Source organism: Pseudomonas sp. WS 5051 (assembly GCF_012985715.1).
In the GTDB taxonomy this organism is placed as follows: domain Bacteria; phylum Pseudomonadota; class Gammaproteobacteria; order Pseudomonadales; family Pseudomonadaceae; genus Aquipseudomonas; species Aquipseudomonas bubulae.
This window is the reverse complement of the sequence record NZ_JAAQWV010000007.1, coordinates 177,681-196,133: the sequence shown is the minus strand read 5'-3', so window position 1 is coordinate 196,133 and position 18,453 is coordinate 177,681. Positions and strand designations below refer to the sequence as shown.

The 18,453-nt window shown below is 59.5% G+C and carries 20 protein-coding genes and 1 riboswitch; of the genes, 8 read left to right on the top strand and 12 right to left on the bottom strand.

The features are described 5' to 3' along the window. Positions 1-8 precede the first annotated feature (8 nt). A complete protein-coding gene (locus tag HBN79_RS13850) occupies positions 9-1,766 on the bottom strand; it encodes a DUF1302 domain-containing protein (RefSeq protein ID WP_169916807.1) in 1,758 nt (585 codons plus the stop codon). A gap of 141 nt (positions 1,767-1,907) precedes the next feature. After that, a complete protein-coding gene (locus tag HBN79_RS13845) occupies positions 1,908-2,537 on the bottom strand; it encodes a LysE family transporter (RefSeq protein ID WP_016779501.1) in 630 nt (209 codons plus the stop codon). A gap of 80 nt (positions 2,538-2,617) precedes the next feature. Here HBN79_RS13845 and HBN79_RS13840 point away from each other — a divergent pair, with 80 nt between their 5' ends. From HBN79_RS13840 to HBN79_RS13830, 3 genes are all read left to right on the top strand, one after another. After that, positions 2,618-3,583 carry a 2-hydroxyacid dehydrogenase gene (locus HBN79_RS13840; protein ID WP_169916806.1) on the top strand — a complete coding sequence of 322 codons (966 nt, stop codon included), beginning with the start codon at positions 2,618-2,620 and terminating at the stop codon, positions 3,581-3,583. Positions 3,584-3,613: 30 nt separating this feature from the next. Further along, a complete protein-coding gene (locus HBN79_RS13835) occupies positions 3,614-4,612 on the top strand; it encodes a class I SAM-dependent methyltransferase (RefSeq protein ID WP_169916805.1) in 999 nt (332 codons plus the stop codon). A gap of 50 nt (positions 4,613-4,662) precedes the next feature. After that, a riboswitch (yybP-ykoY riboswitch) is annotated at positions 4,663-4,782 on the top strand. A 91-nt stretch (positions 4,783-4,873) separates the two neighbouring features. Further along, positions 4,874-5,458, top strand: coding sequence for a TMEM165/GDT1 family protein (locus HBN79_RS13830; protein ID WP_086799543.1), 585 nt, complete (start codon positions 4,874-4,876; stop codon positions 5,456-5,458). A 105-nt stretch (positions 5,459-5,563) separates the two neighbouring features. Here HBN79_RS13830 and HBN79_RS13825 read toward each other — a convergent pair whose 3' ends face one another. From HBN79_RS13825 to HBN79_RS13810, 4 genes are read right to left on the bottom strand one after another with little or no spacing between them, the layout of a single operon-like run. After that, positions 5,564-6,382, bottom strand: a complete 819-nt coding sequence (locus HBN79_RS13825; RefSeq protein WP_169916804.1) for a M48 family metallopeptidase — start codon at positions 6,380-6,382, stop codon at positions 5,564-5,566. Positions 6,383-6,416: 34 nt separating this feature from the next. Continuing rightward, positions 6,417-7,043, bottom strand: coding sequence for an SOS response-associated peptidase (locus HBN79_RS13820; RefSeq protein WP_095001559.1), 627 nt, complete (start codon positions 7,041-7,043; stop codon positions 6,417-6,419). A gap of 51 nt (positions 7,044-7,094) precedes the next feature. Beyond that, entirely contained in the window at positions 7,095-7,355 is a 261-nt protein-coding gene (locus HBN79_RS13815) for a DUF2007 domain-containing protein (RefSeq protein WP_095001560.1), read from the bottom strand. A gap of 12 nt (positions 7,356-7,367) precedes the next feature. Further along, the gene (locus HBN79_RS13810) at positions 7,368-7,550 is read right to left on the bottom strand and encodes a CPXCG motif-containing cysteine-rich protein (protein WP_095001561.1); all 183 of its coding nucleotides are present in this window, start codon (positions 7,548-7,550) and stop codon (positions 7,368-7,370) included. Positions 7,551-7,655: 105 nt separating this feature from the next. On the opposite strand from HBN79_RS13810, the gene HBN79_RS13805 reads away from it, so the two are divergent. Beyond that, complete coding sequence (locus HBN79_RS13805) at positions 7,656-8,822, top strand: 1-acyl-sn-glycerol-3-phosphate acyltransferase (protein ID WP_095020337.1); 1,167 nt, start codon at positions 7,656-7,658, stop codon at positions 8,820-8,822. Positions 8,823-8,968: 146 nt separating this feature from the next. After that, entirely contained in the window at positions 8,969-9,175 is a 207-nt protein-coding gene (locus HBN79_RS13800; RefSeq protein ID WP_016779492.1) for a hypothetical protein, read from the top strand. Between the two features lie 58 nt (positions 9,176-9,233). Here the strand turns inward: HBN79_RS13800 and HBN79_RS13795 are convergent, their stop codons facing one another. Next, on the bottom strand, positions 9,234-9,818 hold the full coding sequence (locus HBN79_RS13795) for a YajG family lipoprotein (RefSeq protein ID WP_095001563.1): 585 nt from the start codon (positions 9,816-9,818) through the stop codon (positions 9,234-9,236). Between the two features lie 156 nt (positions 9,819-9,974). Between HBN79_RS13795 and HBN79_RS13790 the strand changes: the two genes are divergently transcribed. Both HBN79_RS13790 and mqo read left to right on the top strand, forming a co-directional pair. Continuing rightward, positions 9,975-10,208: a hypothetical protein gene (locus HBN79_RS13790; protein WP_095018287.1), complete on the top strand. Its 234-nt coding sequence runs from the start codon at positions 9,975-9,977 to the stop codon at positions 10,206-10,208. Between the two features lie 693 nt (positions 10,209-10,901). After that, positions 10,902-12,410, top strand: a complete 1,509-nt coding sequence (mqo, locus tag HBN79_RS13785) for a malate dehydrogenase (quinone) (RefSeq protein WP_095001565.1) — start codon at positions 10,902-10,904, stop codon at positions 12,408-12,410. Positions 12,411-12,672: 262 nt separating this feature from the next. On the opposite strand, the gene HBN79_RS13780 is transcribed toward mqo, so the two are convergent. The 5 genes from HBN79_RS13780 to HBN79_RS13760 all read right to left on the bottom strand — a co-directional run bounded on the left by HBN79_RS13780 (position 12,673) and on the right by HBN79_RS13760 (position 17,233). Beyond that, the gene (locus tag HBN79_RS13780; RefSeq protein ID WP_095018285.1) at positions 12,673-12,960 is read right to left on the bottom strand and encodes a PA4642 family protein; all 288 of its coding nucleotides are present in this window, start codon (positions 12,958-12,960) and stop codon (positions 12,673-12,675) included. A 51-nt stretch (positions 12,961-13,011) separates the two neighbouring features. Beyond that, positions 13,012-13,506 carry a hypothetical protein gene (locus HBN79_RS13775; RefSeq protein ID WP_095001567.1) on the bottom strand — a complete coding sequence of 165 codons (495 nt, stop codon included), beginning with the start codon at positions 13,504-13,506 and terminating at the stop codon, positions 13,012-13,014. Positions 13,507-13,561: 55 nt separating this feature from the next. Next, complete coding sequence (locus tag HBN79_RS13770) at positions 13,562-15,277, bottom strand: ABC transporter ATP-binding protein/permease (RefSeq protein WP_095024051.1); 1,716 nt, start codon at positions 15,275-15,277, stop codon at positions 13,562-13,564. A 140-nt stretch (positions 15,278-15,417) separates the two neighbouring features. Next, positions 15,418-15,978 carry a response regulator transcription factor gene (locus tag HBN79_RS13765; protein ID WP_016779485.1) on the bottom strand — a complete coding sequence of 187 codons (561 nt, stop codon included), beginning with the start codon at positions 15,976-15,978 and terminating at the stop codon, positions 15,418-15,420. Next, positions 15,971-17,233, bottom strand: a complete 1,263-nt coding sequence (locus HBN79_RS13760) for an ATP-binding protein (RefSeq protein ID WP_095001569.1) — start codon at positions 17,231-17,233, stop codon at positions 15,971-15,973. Before HBN79_RS13760 ends, HBN79_RS13765 begins: the two co-directional genes overlap by 8 nt. A 382-nt stretch (positions 17,234-17,615) precedes the next feature. Here HBN79_RS13760 and HBN79_RS13755 point away from each other — a divergent pair, with 382 nt between their 5' ends. After that, positions 17,616-18,332, top strand: coding sequence for an SIMPL domain-containing protein (locus tag HBN79_RS13755; protein WP_130871860.1), 717 nt, complete (start codon positions 17,616-17,618; stop codon positions 18,330-18,332). The last annotated feature ends 121 nt before the right edge of the window (positions 18,333-18,453 follow it).

Below are 18,453 nucleotides of genomic sequence, written 5' to 3'. Positions count from 1 at the left end.
CCACCGGCCTAGAACTTCACACCCATCGTCAGCGCCACAAAGTCGCGGTCACTGAGGGTGTTGTAGCGCCCACCAAAAAAATTGGTGTACGACAGGCTGCCGGTGTAGGTGCTTTGATAGTCACCCTCCAGCCCCAGGGAGATGGCTTTGCGGCCCTCTTCGAAGCTGGCATCGGGCCCCGGCGAATAGCCGCTGACATCATGGGACCAGCCCAGATTGGGCTTGAGGTTCACCCCGGGAACAACGCTTCTGTATTCCCACACGGCGCGACCACGGTAGCCCCAGGAGGTGGCCGTGGTGAAGCCGTCATTACCTTCAGAGCCAAACACCGGATCACGCCCGTAACGCAGCCCTGAAGGGCTATCCAGGCCACCAACCCGGGTCACCCCCACTTCACCGGTCACGGTCAGGTGATCGGCACCCATCGCGTTGTCGAACACATGGCTGAGGGACGTCTGGAACCGGGTGACTTCCTTGCGCCGATAGCCCTGCACATCTGCGCCGGGAGTGACGCTCAGTGGCGATGCATCGGCAAGCCCGGGCAGCAACGTGACATTGGCGTACAGCAAGTCGTTGCTGTTGAGTTGCACCGGCGCATTGGGACGGTAACTCAACTCGCCCTTCCAGGCCGTGCCTGTGGATAAAGTGGTGGAGAAGCTCAGGCCGTAAAGGCGGATGTCTTCAGGGTATTCAACGTAATAGCCCGAATTGCCGGCAACAACCATCGGCGCCAGCCCTCCGGCGCCTGCTGCCGCGTTATAGGCCGACTGCGGCGCCGCGCTGGCGCTGAGGATCGGGTCGCGACTGTGGTAGTTCATGAAGTAGGCACCGAACTCGGTGCCCAGCGGCTCGAACACATAGTGCATGGCCACCCCGAACTGCCCGCTGTTGCGCGCATAACGATTGGCGCCACGGCGTACCAGCACGCCCTCCTCGTTCACCTCAACCCCGGCACCGGTCAGCGCGGCGAGGTCGGCCACATCGAGTGCCGAACGCTTGCTCATGACCCGGTAATTGCCGCTGCAGCCGTCAGCCATCACGTCTGACCGGGAGAAAAACGTCCCGCAGTTGTCCGCTTCGGACGGCTCCCAATCCAGCTGATAAAAGGCTTCAGCCGACAGGTTGTCGGTCAGGTTTTGCGAGAGATAGAACAGGTTGACCGGCACCAGGCCATCTTTGAACTCAGTGCCAGGCCGACGATAGGCGGCAGGGTCGGTGGGGTTGATCGCATTGATGCCGCCACCGATAAACGCACTTTCGCCCCAACTGACCACCTGTTTACCCAAGCGGACTGCGCCGGGCTGATCGGCAATGGCGTAGTTGTGGTAAACGAACGCATCGAGCAGTTGCGCGCCGGCCGATTGCGCGCTGGCTCGGCGGCCTGAGTCACTGATGGGCTTGAAGGGGCGGCTGTCGTCCTGCAACTCGAAGTCATACCAATACTTGCCGCGCACATACAGGCCGCTGTCGCCGTACTTGAGTTCCAGTGCGTGCATGCCGGTAAAGATTTTCGAAAAAGTTTCGCCGCGTTTGAAGTTAAGGCGGCCATCGTCCGAAATGGCCGATTGCCCCGTGCCGCCATTGTTGGCGCCTATCAGTTTGCTGTCGGCCCTGGCGGTGGACCAACTGGCGCCGATGGACAGCTCGGTATCGATCTGCCCCTCAACCGGGCCGACATTGAAGCTCACGCCCCAAGCGGACGTCGACGCAAGGCTGACTGCCAGCGCCAGTCTGGCGCGGCGCCAGGACCGGTGGACTGAGGACATCGATACTTCTCCGTGGGCACACTGCAATAAGCCCGCAAGGATGAAGCAAATCCAGATTTTGACAAGAACCCGACCATCTCCCCGTAGCTGCTGCCGGACGCAGCCTTCGTTCCTCGGCAGCTGCTACGGAACCAAGGTGTGTCAATGCATCTCGGTAAACGCCAGTTTCACGCCCAACGCCACCAGTACCGCCCCCATGGTGCGGTCAAACCAGTGACCCATGCGGGCAAAGCCTGTACGCACGCGCTGATGGCTGAACAGCATCGCGACCATGCAGAACCACACACCGGTTGCCACTGCCAGGTACACGCCATAACCGGCCTGGATCGACAGCGGGGTGTGCGGGTTGATCACCACGGTAAACAGCGACAGGAAAAACAGCGTCGCCTTGGGGTTCAGGCCGTTGGTCACAAAGCCCGACGTGAAAGCCCCGCGTGCCGTGCGCTCGCCCACCGGCAAGCTGGCCGCCAACGCCGCAGGATCGGCCGGTTTGGCCCGCAGTGCCTTGATGCCGATATACAGCAGATAAGCCGCTGCCAGCCATTTCAGGGCGTTGAACAGGACAATCGATTGCGACACGATGATGCCGATACCCAGCAATGAATAGCCGACATGGACAAAAATCGCCGTGCCCACACCAAACGCGGTAAACATCCCGGCACGGCGGCCGTGAGTGACGCTCTCGCGTACTACCACGGCAAAATCAGGCCCGGGGCTGGCCACCGCCAACAGGTGAATCAAGGCTACGGTCAAAAATTCTGTCCAGTACATGCACGGCTCCATTACAAATTGTTTCTTCTGTTAGGCTCGCCACATTACGCCTTCATTTCACAGCACAAAAGGTACAGTTGATGACTAACACTCAGCGCGCCGTATTCCTTGATTACACCTCACTGGACCTGGGCGATCTCGACCTCGACCCGCTGCGTCGCAGCTTCGGCGACTTGCAGCTGTGCGCAGACACCACGCCAGCCAATGTGATCGAGCGTCTGCAAGGCGTCAGTGTGGCCATCAGCAACAAAGCGCTGCTCAACGCCCAGACCCTGGCTGCCTGCCCGGAGCTGAAGTTGATTCTGGTGGCAGCCACCGGCACCAACAACGTCGACCTTGAGGCCGCCCGAGCCCTGGGGATCACCGTGGCCAACTGCCAGGGCTACGGCACGCCATCGGTGGCGCAGCACACCCTCGGCCTGCTGCTGGCACTGGCTACGCGCCTGGTCGATTACAACAAGGCCGTGGCCGACGGCCAGTGGCAGCAAGCGAAGCAGTTCTGCCTGCTGGACTTCCCGATTGTCGAGCTGGAAGGCAAGACCCTGGGCCTGTTCGGTCACGGCGAGCTGGGCAGTGCGGTCGCGAAACTGGCCGAAGCCTTCGGCATGCGCGTGCTGATCGGTCAGATCCCGGGGCGCCCGGCCCGTGCCGGGCGCCTGACGCTGGACGAACTGCTGCCCCAGGTCGACGCGCTGACCTTTCACTGCCCGCTCACCGAGCATACGCGTAATTTTATCGGCGCCCGCGAACTGGCACTGCTCAAACCCGGGGCCTTTGTAGTCAATACCGCACGTGGCGGCATGATCGACGAACAGGCACTCGCCGACGCCCTGCGTAGCGGCCATCTGGGTGGCGCGGCCACCGACGTGCTCAGCGTCGAACCACCACGCGACGGCAACCCATTGCTGGGGGCCGACATTCCGCGCCTGATCATCACCCCGCACAGTGCCTGGGGCAGTCGTGAAGCACGCCAGCGCATCGTCGGCCAACTGGCGCAAAATGCCGAAGCGTTCTTCAACGGTACAGCGCTGCGGGTCGTCAGTTGATAGACTGCGCCCCTTTTTGAGGAGCAGATTATGGATCCGCGCAGTGAAGTACTGCTTCGTCAGCCTGAATACTTTCAAGGCTCGGTGCTATTGGTCGGCTTGCCCGCTGACGAACTGCTGGGCGAACTGCCCGATGCCCATGGCTGGTGCTGGCATGCCGGCGACCAGGCCGCGCTCGACGCCCGCTTTGCCGGGCGTGTGCAGTTCGGTGTCGATATCCCTGAGCGGGCGTTCGACACCGCCGTGGTGTTCCTGCCCAAGTCCAAGGAACTGAGCGACTACGTGCTCAAGGCCGTGGCCGCCCGCCTGCCGGGTGCCGACGTGTTTCTGGTCGGTGAAAAAAAGGGTGGCATTGAAGGCGCGTCCAAGCAACTGATCCCGTTCGGCAAGCCGCGCAAACTCGATAGCGCGCGGCATTGCCAGCTGTGGCAAGTGACGGTGGATAACGCCCCGCCCGTGCCGATACTGCACGACCTGGCGCAACATTACGAACTGCCGCTGCCCGAAGGCCCGCTCAAGGTCGTGAGCCTGCCGGGCGTGTTCAGCCACGGTCGCCTGGATCGCGGCAGCGCCCTGCTGCTTGAGCATCTGGACAAGTTGCCCAGCGGCCACGTGCTGGACTTCGGCTGCGGTGCGGGTGTGCTCGGGGCTGCGGTCAAGCGCCGCTACCCGCACAACAACGTCACCCTGCTCGACGTGGATGCCTTCGCCACCGCCAGCAGCCGTTTGACCCTGGCGGCCAACGGTCTGGAAGGGGAAGTGATTACCGGCAACGGTATCGACGCCGCGCCCATGGGTTTGAACACGATTCTGAGCAACCCGCCGTTCCACGTGGGGGTGCATACCGATTACCACGCCACCGAAAACTTGCTGCAAAAAGCAGTGAAACATCTGAAATCAGGTGGCGAACTACGGATTGTCGCCAACAGCTTCCTGCGATATCAACCGCTGATCGAAGAGCATTTCGGTGCCTGCACGGTCAAGGCCGAGGGCCAGGGTTTCCGGATTTACAGCGCCAAGCGCCGTTGAGCCTGCGGAAAAATAAGAGCTTGCCGGATCGGATTTGCCTAGGCAGAATCCGCTCCGTCCTAGGGGAGTAGTCTCCCACGAGCGTCAAGCTCGTCCGGCATACGTCAACATACTTGGTCAACAGACCATGGCGTATGCGACCCAGGTGTCCGCACAGACGGACCGGGGTTTGACAAGACCTATGACACGAACACCTTACCCGGGGCGGGGAGGCTGTACGTGTCATAGCCGTGTCGACCCGCCCCTGGAAACCACCTGATGATGCTCGATTCCCTGCTTGTCCCTACTGCAATCGTTGCCTTGGCCGAAATCGGCGACAAGACGCAACTGCTCGCCCTTATTCTGGCCGCACGCTTTCGCAAACCCTGGCCGATAATCGCCGGTATCGTGGTCGCGACCCTGGCCAACCATGCCGCCGCCGGTGCTGTAGGCGCCTGGTTCAGCACGTTCTTCAGTGACGCCATGCTGCACTGGATCCTCGCCGCGAGCTTTACCGCCACCGCGCTGTGGACCCTGGTGCCGGACAAGATGGACGACGACGAAGCCAGCACCGCACGCAAGTACGGGCCGTTCGTGACCACATTGATCACCTTCTTCATTGCCGAAATCGGTGACAAGACCCAGGTGGCGACGGTGATGCTCGCCGCACAATACCCGGATCTGTGGCTGGTGATTATCGGTACAACCCTGGGCATGCTGATTGCCAACGTGCCGGTGGTTTTGGCGGGCAACTTTGCCGCTGACAAACTGCCGTTGACCCTGATCCGCAGACTGGCTGCCACCGCGTTCGTAGTACTGGCTGTAGTGGCCGTGTACAAGGCGATGCAGATCAGCGGCTGGGTGTAACCCACACTTTGTGTGGGAGCGGGCTTGCTCGCGATACAGGCACTGCGGTCTTTCAGTTGAACCGCGTAGACGCCATCGCGAGCAAGCCCGCCCCCACAACAAGCGTCACGATTTCGGCGCTTGCTGATACAGCGGCATCACCTTCGGAATGGCCGCCTCCAGCGCAGCAATCCGGCTGCTTGAAGCCGGGTGGGTGCTCATGAATTCAGGCGGCGCATTCTGTGATTGATGAGCCATTTTCTGCCACAGGGTGATCGCCGCATTCGGGTTGTAGCCCGCACGGGCTGCCAGCTCCAGACCGATCAGGTCCGCTTCGTTTTCATTGCTGCGGCTGTTGGGCAAGGTCAGGCTGTAGTTCACCACCGTGTCGGCCAGGCCCAGGCTGTCCTGGCCCAGGCCCAACAAGGCGCCAGCACCCTGCTTGGCGATTTCGATGCCATAGGCCTTGGACATGGATTCACGCCCGTGCTCACGCAAGGCGTGGGCAATTTCATGGCCCATGATCGCGGCAATTTCATCGTCACTCAGTTTGAGTTGCTCGATGATCCCACTATAAAAGATGATCTTGCCGCCAGGGCCGCAGTTGGCGTTGAGCTCGTCACTCTTGATCAGGTTGACTTCCCAGTTCCATTGCGCGGCATCCGGGCGAAAGGCCGGCGCCTGGGCAATCAGTCGGTTGGCGATCGCCTGCAGGCGCCTGGCGTTGGCGCTGGTCTTGTCCAGGACGCCCTTGGTGCCCGCCTCGCTGACGGTCTGTTGATACGACTGGGCGTACATCTGGTCAACCTGCTGGCTCGACAGCATGCTGAACATGTACTGCTTGCGCTCTACGCCCACGGCGCCGCCATTGGTGGTATTCACCGCCTGGCATCCACCCAGCAACAACCCGGCGCCCACGGCGCACACTACCGCTAACTTACCCATCAAAAATCTCCATAAAGATGGCGCGTATCGTATCTCAACCCGGCGTCAGGCACTCGGGCGCGTTGAGTTTTGGATCGTTGACCAGATTGGCCAGCGGTCTTTCTCGCAGCGGCATCTGCGCACTGGCCAGCAGTGCCTGCAAGGCCTGCAGCGGAGTCTGAGGGTCAAGCCAGGCCTGCTGGCCAGCCTCATCCAGAATCAGCGGGCGACGCTGGCTGGCCGCTGCCTGTGTAATCACGGCGGTGCTCAGCCACACATGCCCCTCAACGGGGTATGCCTCCCAGATACCGGCAAAAAACAGCGAGGAGCCTTCACCCGGCGTCAGCCAGTAGGGGCGTTTACGGGTCGTGCCGCGCCATTCATAAAAGCCGTTGGCCGGGATCAGGCAGCGGCGCTCACGCAAGGCATCGCGGAACATGGGCTGCTCGGCCACGGTTTCAGCACGGGCATGGGCCGGAGTCCGTGACAGGTCGGTCAGCCACGCCGGGGTCAGGCCCCAGCGCGCTCGCGCCAGCTCTCGCTGGCCAGGCTCAGCACCGGCGCGCAGAATCAATACCGAATCATTCGGCGAAATATTCCACTGGGCCTGCTGATCCGCCGGGAAACCGGGCAAGGCTGCAAATGCAGGGTTCCAGCGAAACAGGGCAAAACGTCCACACATGGGGCAGCACAACTCTTCTTTTGTATAGCAATGAATAAACCGTCGCTGGCATCAGCAATCCAGCACATCGGGGAAACTCTCAGGCTCATCACCAGCCACCGGTGACGCGGCATTGTACGCATCGATCAACTCCCGTGCGTATTGCGCCCGATCATTGGCCACCGCCAGGCCGAGCAAGCCGAACACCGGCAGCTCCCCCGTGGCGCCGACCAGATCACGGCCCTGTAGCCGGGCCTCGACCCCTTCACTGGCCAGCATGCCCAGCAACAGTTCGGCTTCCATCAGGTTTTCCGGCTCGTAGATGCGTTGCATGGTCTTCACTCACTACTCATTCTCGGTATGTACATCGAGCATCCATTCATGGCCATCGGTCTGAAGGTGAAAAAGGATCGGCCGACAGCACACCGGGCAGTCTTCGATGTAGCTCTGATCACCCCCCGACAGGTCGAGCACCGCTTCAGCCGGCTCGCCGCAATAGGGGCATTCATAGTGTTCAGTTTCAAGCATCGCGGTCTCCAGAGTGACTTGTGCGTATAATCGCCGGTCTATTAGCAGGGCTATTATTTTTGCCCTGCCCTGCGTACCAACCCTAGTCGTTTCCAACAAGAGAGCATGATGGGCCAATTCGATAGCATCCGACCTTACGACGACGCCGAAGTACCAGCAGTGCTGGCCCGGCTGCTCAGCGACAAGGCGTTTCTGGATATCCTGACCCACTTTCGCTTTCCGCGCCTGGCCGGCGCTTTCGGTTGGCTGTTAAAACCACTTATAGCTCATCGCCTGCGCAAAGAGTTCGCCAGCGTCAATTCGGTCGCGGCCCTGCAGGACAAGGTCGAGGTGTACGTCGATCGCACCATCGAACATGCCACCGACGGCGTAACCTATACCGGCGTCGAGCAACTGAAATCCGGCAGCGCCTACCTGTTTCTGGCCAACCACCGCGATATCGTGATGGACCCGGCGTTCGTCAATTACGCCGTGTACCACGCCGGCCTGCCAACGCCGCGCATCGCCATTGGCGACAACCTGCTGCAAAAGCCGTTTGTCAGCGATCTGATGCGCCTGAACAAGAGCTTTATCGTGCACCGCTCGATCACCGGGCGCCGGGAAAAGCTCGCGGCTTATCAACTGCTGTCGGCATACATCAACCACTCGATCCGCAACGACTGCCAGTCAATCTGGATCGCCCAGGCTGAAGGCCGGGCCAAGGACGGTGATGACCGTACCGATTCGGCGATCCTCAAGATGTTTCATATGAGCCGTAAAAACGAGCCGTTTGCCGAGGTCATTCAGTCATTGAACCTGACCCCGGTTTCCATCAGCTACGAATACGACCCCTGTGACCAGGCCAAGGCCCGCGAGCTGTTTATCCGCGCCACTACCGGCACCTACAGCAAGGCTCCTGGCGAGGACGACACCAGCATCGCCAACGGCATTACCGGCTACAAGGGTCGCGTGCACGTGAACTTCGGGGCGCCGGTGACCGAGTTGTTCGAAGACAGCAAATTGCTGGCCGCCGAAATGGATCGTCATATCCTCGGTGGCTACCGCCTGTTCCCCGCGCACTACCTGGCGTATGCGCAGTGGAGCGACCACGACCCCGAGTTACAAGTGCCGACGGCCGCAGAGGTATTCGGTGCCGAAGAACTGGCCAAGGCCCAGGAAGAATGGCAACGCCGTCTGGACGCCTGCCCGGCCGAGCACCGTCCGTATCTGGTGCTGCAATACGCGATGCCGGTGCGTAACCAGTATCGGATCAAGGCTGGCCTGGCGCTGTAACCCAATAAACCCGTGGGAGCGAGCCTGCTCGCGAAGGTTGTTCGCGAGCAGGCTCGCTCCCACAGAAGGGCTTAAATTCTGCTGTCACCGTATCGTCATATTGAGAGGCCACTCTGTGGCCCCTCGACACCGAGACGGAGCTTGTCATGCTGCACGCAGAAAACCAGGACCGCCTTTACCTTATCGCGCCCAGCGACGAACAACAGGCATTGATCGAGGGTTTGGCCTTTAACGTGCAAGACCGCCACTGGCTGGTTTACTGCGCCCTGAGCGGCCACGCCCATGCCGACCTGCCCGAGACAGACCTGCTCACCGGCGTCAGCCGGCTGGAGCTGTATGCCGAAGCGGCCTGAATGTTTCGAACACAAAAAAACCCGAGCTCACTGAGTTCGGGCTTTTTATTTTACCGGCTTACTCGCTGAGCAAACGACCGATGGACGGGTCCTTGAACACACGGGTCAGGGCATCACTCAACACATCGCTCACCAGCTTGGTGTTGGTCTCCTGGTTCGGCGCCATGCCGAAGCGCTGATCCAGGGACGCGCCATAACGGCCGCTGTAGGTACGACCACCGTTCTTCACATCGGAACGGAAGGTCGCGCCAATGGTGGCTTCAGTCACGTACATGGTGTCCTTGGGCGACTGATACTTGAGTTCGGCCAGGGTCACGGTCAGCGTTGGCGCGTTCATCGCATTGGCTGTCGGGGTGAAACCCAGCAAGCGCACGGCTGCTTCAGCCTGGGCTTGCAGCTTGGGAACCAGGTCGGCACTGCTGACGCTGATCGCGCTGGTCTCGGGGTACATGCCACCACGGGTCCCCAGGGTTGGGGAAGGACGACCGTCCACCACACGCACAACCACCGGCTGGCCACGACCCACTGGCGCAAGCTGGGTGGTCAGCTTGGGTTGCGGGCTGAGTTGTTGCGGGCTGTGGGCGCAGCCGACCAGGGTCAAACTGGTCACAGTAATCAAACCGAACAACAGGCGTTGCAACATGCTTATCTCTCCAGGACTGGGTATAACAGGCCGTCAGTATAGGGTGCCGGACGCCTGCGAACTAGCGGCTTGCCGTCACCCGCCTGTCATCGCCAATTCATCCGTATGTCACCTGCACAGGGCATAGTCTCGACGACTGACTCAACAGGTGCCGCCATGAACATGCTCTTGACCCTGCTCGGCTTCAACCGCCCCGAGCGCTGCTTCGCCCGCCTGGATTCGGCAGGTCGCTGCCAGGCCTTCAAGCAGTGCAAACAACCGCCGGTCGGCGACAGCTGGGTCGAAATCGAAGAAATCCGCCTTAACTGGTTGCACCAGGTGCTACCTGCCAACGCCCGTATTGCCTCGCCCGCAAGGCATTCGTCAGGGCACCCGCTGCCGGGCCTCTGAACGGCGCACCAATAAAAGTCATTTAACAGGATCAATTGCCCACGTTTCTTCGCTACAATCTCCCCCCGATTATAAGGACGTCTCCTGATCGGGCCCCGCAACATCGCTAATGCGCTTGTATTGGCACCCCAAAACCGCCCACAGAGAGCCGCCCACACAGATCATGTGAAGCTGGCGCGCTTGAATTTCATTGCGTAACCCCCACTTTCTGCATGGTCTGCCAGAGCTGCCACAACGTTCGGCCACTGGTTCGGTGCCCAGCGTGCGGTAGCCCTTTTTTGAGGTTCACGTCTTCAAGAGAGCGTGAAAAAAACGGGTTTCACAACTTCACAAGAGTGTGGCGAGCAAATGAAAAGTTTTGCGTCTGAACATGCACCATTAGCGTCTGATATTGCCTCACCAAGCAGGATCGAAGTCGGCTCCACAGCACGAGACTGAAAGCCTGTCCGCTTACGGATTTGGTTGCACAAACGGACGCTCTAGACATTAAGTCGAATTGCCTCCCGAGTACTGAAATGCGTTCATATGAACCTTGAAGGCCCGGTTGGTGGCGTCCGCTAAAGTTGCAAGAAATTGCGAAGAATCGGACATGGCGATCCTGGCCATGAGTGGCCCGGGGCTAATCAGAACCACGCCCCGGACACCTGGCAGCTATGCCGTCAATTTGGTGCCGTAGATTTTGGAGACGCGTTAATGGCGCATAACGAAGCAGTCGACGTAGTACTGGTTGGGGCGGGCATCATGAGTGCCACCCTCGCCGTACTGCTCAAAGAGCTCGACCCCGGCATTAAGCTGGAAGTTGTTGAGCAAATGGACTCAGGTGCTGCGGAGAGTTCCAACCCGTGGAACAACGCAGGCACCGGTCACGCCGGCCTTTGTGAGCTGAACTACACGCCGCAGGCGGCTGATGGTTCGATCGACATCAAAAAGGCTGTGCATATCAATGCCCAGTTCGAAGTGTCGAAACAGTTTTGGGCCTACCTGGCGCAAAAAGGCACCTTCGGTTCCTGCAAGTCCTTCATCAGCCCGGTTCCTCACCTGAGCTACGTTGAAGGTGAAAAAGGCGTGTCGTTCCTGAAAAAACGCTTTGACGTGCTGAGCAAGCACCATGCGTTTGCCGACATGGAATACACCGAAGACAAGGCCAAAATGACCGAGTGGATGCCCCTGATGATGCCGGGCCGCCCTGCGGATCAGCTCATCTCGGCCACCCGCGTGGAACATGGCACCGATGTCAACTTCGGCGCCCTGACCCAGCAACTGCTCAAGCATCTGGCCAGTGCACCGGACACCCAGATCAAGTACAGCAAAAAAGTCACCGGCCTCAAGCGTAACGGTAACGGCTGGACAGTAAGCATCAAGGACACCAACAGCGGCAATACTCGCCACGTTGATGCCAAGTTCGTATTCCTGGGCGCCGGTGGCGCGGCCTTGCCGCTGCTGCAAGCCTCGGGCATCGAAGAAAGCAAAGGCTATGGCGGCTTCCCGGTCAGCGGCCAATGGCTGCGTTGCGATAACCCGGAAGTGGTCAAGCTGCATCAGGCCAAGGTTTACAGCCAGGCTGCCGTCGGCTCTCCGCCGATGTCGGTGCCGCACCTGGACACCCGTGTGGTCGATGGCAAAAAGTCGCTGCTGTTCGGACCTTATGCCGGTTTCACCACCAAGTTCCTCAAGCATGGTTCGTTCCTTGACCTGCCGATGTCGATCCGTCTGGGCAATATCGGGCCGATGCTGGCCGTGGCTCGCGACAACATGGACCTGACCAAGTACCTGGTCAGCGAAGTGCGCCAGTCGATGGAACAACGCCTGGAGTCCCTGCGTCGTTTCTATCCACAGGCCAAGGCTGAAGACTGGCGTCTTGAGATTGCCGGGCAACGGGTACAGATCATCAAGAAAGACCCGAAAAAAGGCGGTGTGCTGCAGTTCGGTACCGAACTGGTTGCGGCCAAAGACGGTTCGCTGGCCGCTCTGCTGGGGGCTTCGCCGGGCGCCTCGGTAACCGTTTCGATCATGCTGGACCTGATCGAGCGCTGCTTTGCGCAGAAAGCCACGGGCGAGTGGGCGACCAAGCTCAAGGAAATCTTCCCTGCACGGGAAAAGGTCCTCGAAACCGACGCCGACCTGTACCGCGAAATCAGCACCCGCAACTCCGAGCTGCTGGAACTGGTTACGCCTAAAACAGCCAGCACCAGTATCGCTTAATGCAACATTGACGTTTCATGCGTCATAAAAAGCCCCTCGCCCTATTTCAGGGCGAGGGGCTTTTTTGTTGCCCTGATTCGGGGCACTGCAAAGGCGTAAGCCCAATGCAAGGTAACTCGTGAATCAGAACATGAAACAAGATCCGTAGCAGCTGCAGGAACACTGCAGCTGTGGGAGCGAGCCTGCTCGCGAAGGTCGTTCGCGAGCAGGCTCGCTCCCACAATAGGGCTTGACCTGCAACAGAGTATCTACAGGGTGTGGATCAACCGCGAGCCTGGTTGATCAGCTCGATGTACTCGTCAGCATTGCGCTGGTCCTTGATGATGTCCACGAACGTCTGGCCCTGTTCGTCTTTGCCATCCAGGTCGTAGCCAGCTTCCTTGAAGAAAGCCAGGAAGCGCCCGAAGTCATCGATGCGCAGGCCACGATAAGCCTTGATCAGTTTGTGCAGCGACGGTGAAGTAGCGTCCACAGGCTCAAAGTCCAGGAACAACTTGATCTGCTCGTCGCCGATCTCGTCACCAATCAACTGCTTTTTGTCTTTACGCATGTCCGGCTCCAGCCTGTTGATACTTCACGGGGCCCGCAGTTTACCCAAGGCTTATCGTGCGCGCACGCTGCCGGTGTGCAAGTCGGCCCAAATATGGCCATTGGCATAGGTCAAGAACTGGACATAAAGCGTGTCATTACGCAGCAAATCAATCACGACCCGGTACTGGCTCTGTGGATAAGACAAGCTCAGGGTTCGCGTCTTGCTGTCGAACACGGGCTTTTTCAGGCTTTTGCTTTCGCCATCAAATGAAATCAGCACCTGGCGCACGGTAGCGCCCTGGCTCATCGGCTTGCCCTTCAAGCGCACCAGCAGTGGCGAAGTCACCGGGATAGGCTGCTGATTGGACTGGCGCTGGCTACCCACCACCACCGAGTACGAAGTCACCAGCATCAACTGCTGTTGCTCGGGTACTTCGCTGCGCACTTGCAGATCATCGGCAGGCAGAAACTGCCCGTGCAACAGCGGTGTGGCCACAGGAGCCGCCGCCAGAGGCAAGCTTGCCAGCAGCAGGCTCAGGGCAACACTGCGAAATAGAAGACTCATGTCAGGTTCCAGAAAGCGGGAAGCAGCACTCTAGCATGTCGCGCGCCCGCCTCTTCTACTGTGCAACCAGTTGCCCCGCCACGATCCGCACATGCTGCGGATGAAAGCGCGCCAGGCTGCTGCGATGGCCCACGCTGACAATGCTCAAGCCCGGCAGTTGATCGATCAGGGCCTGGTACACCATGGCCTCGTCTTCCTCGTCCATTGCCGAGGTTGATTCATCCATATACAGCCACTGCGGGCGATACAGCAGCGCGCGGGCAAAAGCCAGGCGCTGCTGCTCACCACCGGACAGCAACCGTTGCCAGTGATTGATCTCATCAAGCTTGGGAATCAGGTGCTCAAGCCGGCAAGTACGCAGCACCTCTTCATAACGCTCAAGGGTGTAGGTGTCCCCGGTCTGTGGATAACTCAGGGCATCGCGCAAGGTGCCTATGGGCAAGTAGGGTTTTTGCGGCAGAAACAGCGCACGCTCGCGGGGCATGCAGATCGCCCCGCCCCCTCTAGGCCAAAGCCCGCCCATCGCCCGGAGCAAGGTACTCTTACCACTGCCGGAGCGACCGCTGAGCATCAGCCTCTCACCCTCCTGCACCTGCAGGCTGGCGTCATGCAGCAGCGGGCGACCATCGGCCAGATCCAGGCTCAAGTCATGGATCTGCAAGTTTTCGCCCAGATGCTGCACATCAATCGCCGGGCTACGCTGCTCGTTGTCGGTCATGGCCTGACGAAAACTCAGCAACCGGTCGCAGGTGGCACGCCATGCCGCCAGAGTCACGTAGGCATCGATAAACCAGCTGAAGTTCTCTTGCACATTGCTGAAGGCCGAGTTGATTTGCATCAGCTCACCCAGCTCGATCTTGCCGGAAAAGTAACGCGGGGCCGCGACGATAAACGGAAAGATAATGGCGATCTGCGAGTAACCGGCGGTGAAAAACGTCAGGCGTTTTTGTACCTTCATTTGCGTCCAGAAGTTTTTCCAGACCTTGTTGAAACGCGTGCTCAGTTGCTCATGCTCATTGGCTTCGCCGTTGTACAAGGCAATGCTCTCGGCATTCTCGCGCACCCGCACCATCGAGAAACGCAAGTCAGCTTCGAAGCGCTGTTGCTGGTTGCTCAAGCCAATCAGCCGCCGACCGATCAGATGCGCCAGCCAACTGCCCACGGCGGCATACAACAGCGCGCACCAGAACATATAGCCGGGGATGGTGACGCCAAAGACTTCGATGCTGCCAGAAACGCCCCACAGGATGATCGAAAACGACACCAGGCTGACCACGTTACGGATCAGCCCCAGGCCCAGGGTCAAGGTGCTGTCGGTGAACGAATTGATATCTTCACTGATGCGCTGGTCAGGGTTGTCGGTATAGCCGCCCTGCTCCAGCTGGTAATAGTTCTTGTGGGCCAGCCAGCGTGCGAAGTGCTGCTCGGTCAGCCAGCGGCGCCAGCGAATGGTCAGCATCTGGGTCAAATAGAGCCGATACACCGCGCCGACAATACCCGCCGCGGCAATGATGCCGAAGTAGCCGATCAGGCTCCAGAACGCCTTGGCGTCCTTGTTTTCCAGGGCATTGTAGAAGTCCTTGTACCAGTGGTTGATCCACACCGAAATGCCCACGCTGACCAGCGACAAGGCAACCACGGCGATCAACAGCAACCACGCCCTGGCGCGTTCTTCACTGCGCCAGTAGGGGGTTATAAGGCGCCACACCCGAGGGATGAAATCCCCACGCACAGCATCATTCACGACAGAAGGCTCGGCGTTCTGATTCATCGTTCAGGCTCGTTCGGAGTAAAGAGCAACCTGCAAGCCGGTCAGGACAACCGGCCCACGACGCTGGGACACGTCTTGTTACAGGTTAGAAGCTGTAGCCGTCAGCATGCAAGGCGCAATGCAAATGCTACAGCTCCCGTTCAGCGTCGCACCGGACGCTTCTGCAATTTGCGCTGCAAGGTACGCCGATGCATGCCCAGGGCGCGGGCAGTGGCCGAAATATTGCCTTCATGCTCACCCAGCACGCGCTGGATGTGTTCCCACTGCAGGCGGTCAACCGACATCGGGTTGTCCGGCACCAGGGTTTCCAGGTCGGCATGCTGGGACAGCAAGGCGGCGAGCACGTCATCGGCATCGGCTGGTTTGCACAGATAGTTGCAGGCTCCGCGCTTGATCGCCTCAACGGCGGTGGCGATGCTCGAATAACCGGTGAGGATCACCACCCGCATCTCCGGGTCGAGTTCCAGCAGCTTGGGCAGCAGGACCAGGCCGGAATCGCCGTCCATTTTCAGATCCAGCGCGGCAAAATCGGGCAGATCCTGTTGTGCCAGGATCAGCCCCTCTTCGGCGGAACCTGCCGTGCTCACGCGAAAACCGCGTCGGCTCATGGCGCGAGCCATCACACGGGTAAAAGTGGCGTCGTCATCTACCAACAACAAATGCGGCAGTTCTTCGCCTTCGACCTGAATTTCTTCACTCATTTTCATTTCCTCGGGCGACACGTGGCAGGCGCAGCTCAGTGAGCGTACCGCCATCCTCATGACTGTAGAGTTTTACCGAGCCGCCAGCGCGGGTCACGCTGGCCTTGCTCAAGAATAGGCCCAGACCGAAGCCTTTGCCCTTGGTAGTAAAAAAGGGTTTGCCGATTTGTTCGGCGATGGCCAACGGTACACCCGGACCGTGGTCACGAATACTGATTGTCAGATCAACCGCATCCCAGTCGACTGTCACTTCCAGCCCTTCCGGGCAGGCATCGGCGGCATTGTTGAGCAGGTTGAGCAGCGCCTGGGTCAAGTCAGGTGGCGGCGCCAGGCGCGGAACCGGCGCGTGGCCCAGGCACTGGAAGCGATAAGTGGCTTCAGGCCGCATCAAGTGCCAGCGGTTCAGGGCTTCATCCAGCCATTGCGTAACGTCCTGAACCTCGATCGCCAGCCGGCGGTTGGCCTCGGCGGCACGCACCAGTTGCTGCAGGGTTTCCTTACACAGCTTGACCTGATCCTGCAGCACGCTCAGATCGTCCTGCAAATCCGGGTCAAGGTGATCGCGACGCATCTCCTTGAGCAGCACGCTCATGGTCGACAACGGCGTCCCCAGTTCATGGGCTGCACCGGCCGCCTGCGTGGCCACGGCCAGCAATTGCTGGTCGCGCAGGCCTTCTTCACGGCGCAGGGCGCGCAGTTCTTCCTGACGGCGCAGTTCCTCACCCATTTTGGCGGCAAAGAACGTGATCACCGCAGCTGACAGGGCGAAACTCAACCACATGCCATAAATCTGCAGCTTTTCGCGAAAGAACGGCACGGTATCTATAGGGTAGAACTGCATCAACAGCAGCGTATACAGCGCCAGCGCAATCCCGGTCAGCACCAGCGAATAGCGCCAGGGCAGCGTGACGGCGGCGATGGTCAGCGGCACCAGATAATACGAAACAAACGGGTTGGCCGAGCCACCCGAAAAGTACAGCAGGGCACTGTGGATAAACAGGTCACAGGCCAGTTGCAGCGCATATTCCAGCTCAGTCACCGGCCAGGTGGTGCGCAACCGGATTGCGGTAAACGCGCACAACAGCATGGAAAACCCAAGGGTGATGCTGAGCTGAAACCAGGGTAATGGCAGCAGGTTGAACAGATAGGCAAAGCCCACTGAACCCGCTTGCGCGGCCAGCACCAACATGCGGATAAACGTAAGACGCCAGAGGTTCTGGCGTGTTGCGGACAATAACTGAACGGGGGCGAGCATGAGCTCTCCTGATGAGCGCTCCAGGCGGATCACCGGGAGTATAACCAAGCAGGCGGCCCCGCAGGCAAAAGTGCGGCAAACAGCCACAGTGTTTTTTATGAAAATGCGGCAAAAAGCCTGCGCAAAAAACGCCCTCGTAGCAGCTGCCGAAGGAACGAGGCTGCGTTCGGCTGCGAAGCAGTCGCGAAATCAGACATTGCGATCTATTAGTTAAATCTGGTTCTCAGCATTGACGACCGCTTCGCGCTCGAACGCAGCCTCGTTCCTTCGGCAACTGCTACGCAATCTGTGGAGACCATATGTATCGAAAATGTAATTGGGCGAACTGATGGCCACTGATTAGAGTCATATGGCCATTGCTGTTCTCAATCAAGGAGCTTCCATGTCCAACTTCCAACGCACCGCTGCCCTTTTGACCCTGAGCATCGGCGCACTTGCCAGCCTGCCGGCCCTGGCAGACGACATTCATTACAACCAGATTTCCCTGCGTGCCGAAGCCAGCCAGGAAGTGCCTCGCGACTTGATGATCGTGACGCTCTATACCGAAGCGCAAAATACCGACGCCGCCAAGCTGGCCGCAGAAATCACTACGTCGATGAACAAAGCCATCGGCCAGGCCAAATCCGTCAAGGAAGTCACCCTGCGCCAAGGCAATCGCAACAGCTACCCGATTTACGACAACAAAACCCAGAAGATCACCGGCTGGCGTGAACGCGCAGAACTGCGCCTTGAAAGCACCGATTTTGCAGCTCTGTCCAAGCTCACCGGCGATCTGATGCAAACCCTGAAAATGGGCAGCATGCAGTTCACCGTCGCCAATGCCACGCGCAAAACCAGCGAAGACTCGCTGCTCAAGGACGCTGTCAATGCGTTCAAGGCTCGCGCCCAGTTGGCCACCGACGCCCTGGGCGGCAAGGGTTACAAGATCGTCAACCTGAACCTCAACACCAACGGCTACCCGCAACCTTACCTGCGCAGCGCAATGATGATGAAGGCCGCAGCCCCGGCGATGGACTCGGCGCCTACCCCGGAAGTCGAAGCCGGCACCAGTGAAGTCAGCATGAGTGCCGATGGCGTGATTGAAGTGCAGATGCAGTAAGCCTGATACGCCCTGCCAACCCCTGAAGCCAGACCGTTTCAGGGGTTTTTTTATGCCCCCGGGAAAACGCCTGCAATCGTTCTAGAATTTCAAGGTGATTACCTGCAGCAGCGCTGCCCTT

Coding starts and splice junctions, on each gene's coding strand:
- HBN79_RS13850 (WP_169916807.1), bottom strand. CDS start 1,766: ATGTCCTCAGTCCACCGGTCCTGGCGCCGCGCCAGACTGGCGCTGGCA.
- HBN79_RS13845 (WP_016779501.1), bottom strand. CDS start 2,537: ATGTACTGGACAGAATTTTTGACCGTAGCCTTGATTCACCTGTTGGCG.
- HBN79_RS13840 (WP_169916806.1), top strand. CDS start 2,618: ATGACTAACACTCAGCGCGCCGTATTCCTTGATTACACCTCACTGGAC.
- HBN79_RS13835 (WP_169916805.1), top strand. CDS start 3,614: ATGGATCCGCGCAGTGAAGTACTGCTTCGTCAGCCTGAATACTTTCAA.
- HBN79_RS13830 (WP_086799543.1), top strand. CDS start 4,874: ATGCTCGATTCCCTGCTTGTCCCTACTGCAATCGTTGCCTTGGCCGAA.
- HBN79_RS13825 (WP_169916804.1), bottom strand. CDS start 6,382: ATGGGTAAGTTAGCGGTAGTGTGCGCCGTGGGCGCCGGGTTGTTGCTG.
- HBN79_RS13820 (WP_095001559.1), bottom strand. CDS start 7,043: ATGTGTGGACGTTTTGCCCTGTTTCGCTGGAACCCTGCATTTGCAGCC.
- HBN79_RS13815 (WP_095001560.1), bottom strand. CDS start 7,355: ATGCAACGCATCTACGAGCCGGAAAACCTGATGGAAGCCGAACTGTTG.
- HBN79_RS13810 (WP_095001561.1), bottom strand. CDS start 7,550: ATGCTTGAAACTGAACACTATGAATGCCCCTATTGCGGCGAGCCGGCT.
- HBN79_RS13805 (WP_095020337.1), top strand. CDS start 7,656: ATGATGGGCCAATTCGATAGCATCCGACCTTACGACGACGCCGAAGTA.
- HBN79_RS13800 (WP_016779492.1), top strand. CDS start 8,969: ATGCTGCACGCAGAAAACCAGGACCGCCTTTACCTTATCGCGCCCAGC.
- HBN79_RS13795 (WP_095001563.1), bottom strand. CDS start 9,818: ATGTTGCAACGCCTGTTGTTCGGTTTGATTACTGTGACCAGTTTGACC.
- HBN79_RS13790 (WP_095018287.1), top strand. CDS start 9,975: ATGAACATGCTCTTGACCCTGCTCGGCTTCAACCGCCCCGAGCGCTGC.
- mqo (WP_095001565.1), top strand. CDS start 10,902: ATGGCGCATAACGAAGCAGTCGACGTAGTACTGGTTGGGGCGGGCATC.
- HBN79_RS13780 (WP_095018285.1), bottom strand. CDS start 12,960: ATGCGTAAAGACAAAAAGCAGTTGATTGGTGACGAGATCGGCGACGAG.
- HBN79_RS13775 (WP_095001567.1), bottom strand. CDS start 13,506: ATGAGTCTTCTATTTCGCAGTGTTGCCCTGAGCCTGCTGCTGGCAAGC.
- HBN79_RS13770 (WP_095024051.1), bottom strand. CDS start 15,277: ATGAATCAGAACGCCGAGCCTTCTGTCGTGAATGATGCTGTGCGTGGG.
- HBN79_RS13765 (WP_016779485.1), bottom strand. CDS start 15,978: ATGAGTGAAGAAATTCAGGTCGAAGGCGAAGAACTGCCGCATTTGTTG.
- HBN79_RS13760 (WP_095001569.1), bottom strand. CDS start 17,233: ATGCTCGCCCCCGTTCAGTTATTGTCCGCAACACGCCAGAACCTCTGG.
- HBN79_RS13755 (WP_130871860.1), top strand. CDS start 17,616: ATGTCCAACTTCCAACGCACCGCTGCCCTTTTGACCCTGAGCATCGGC.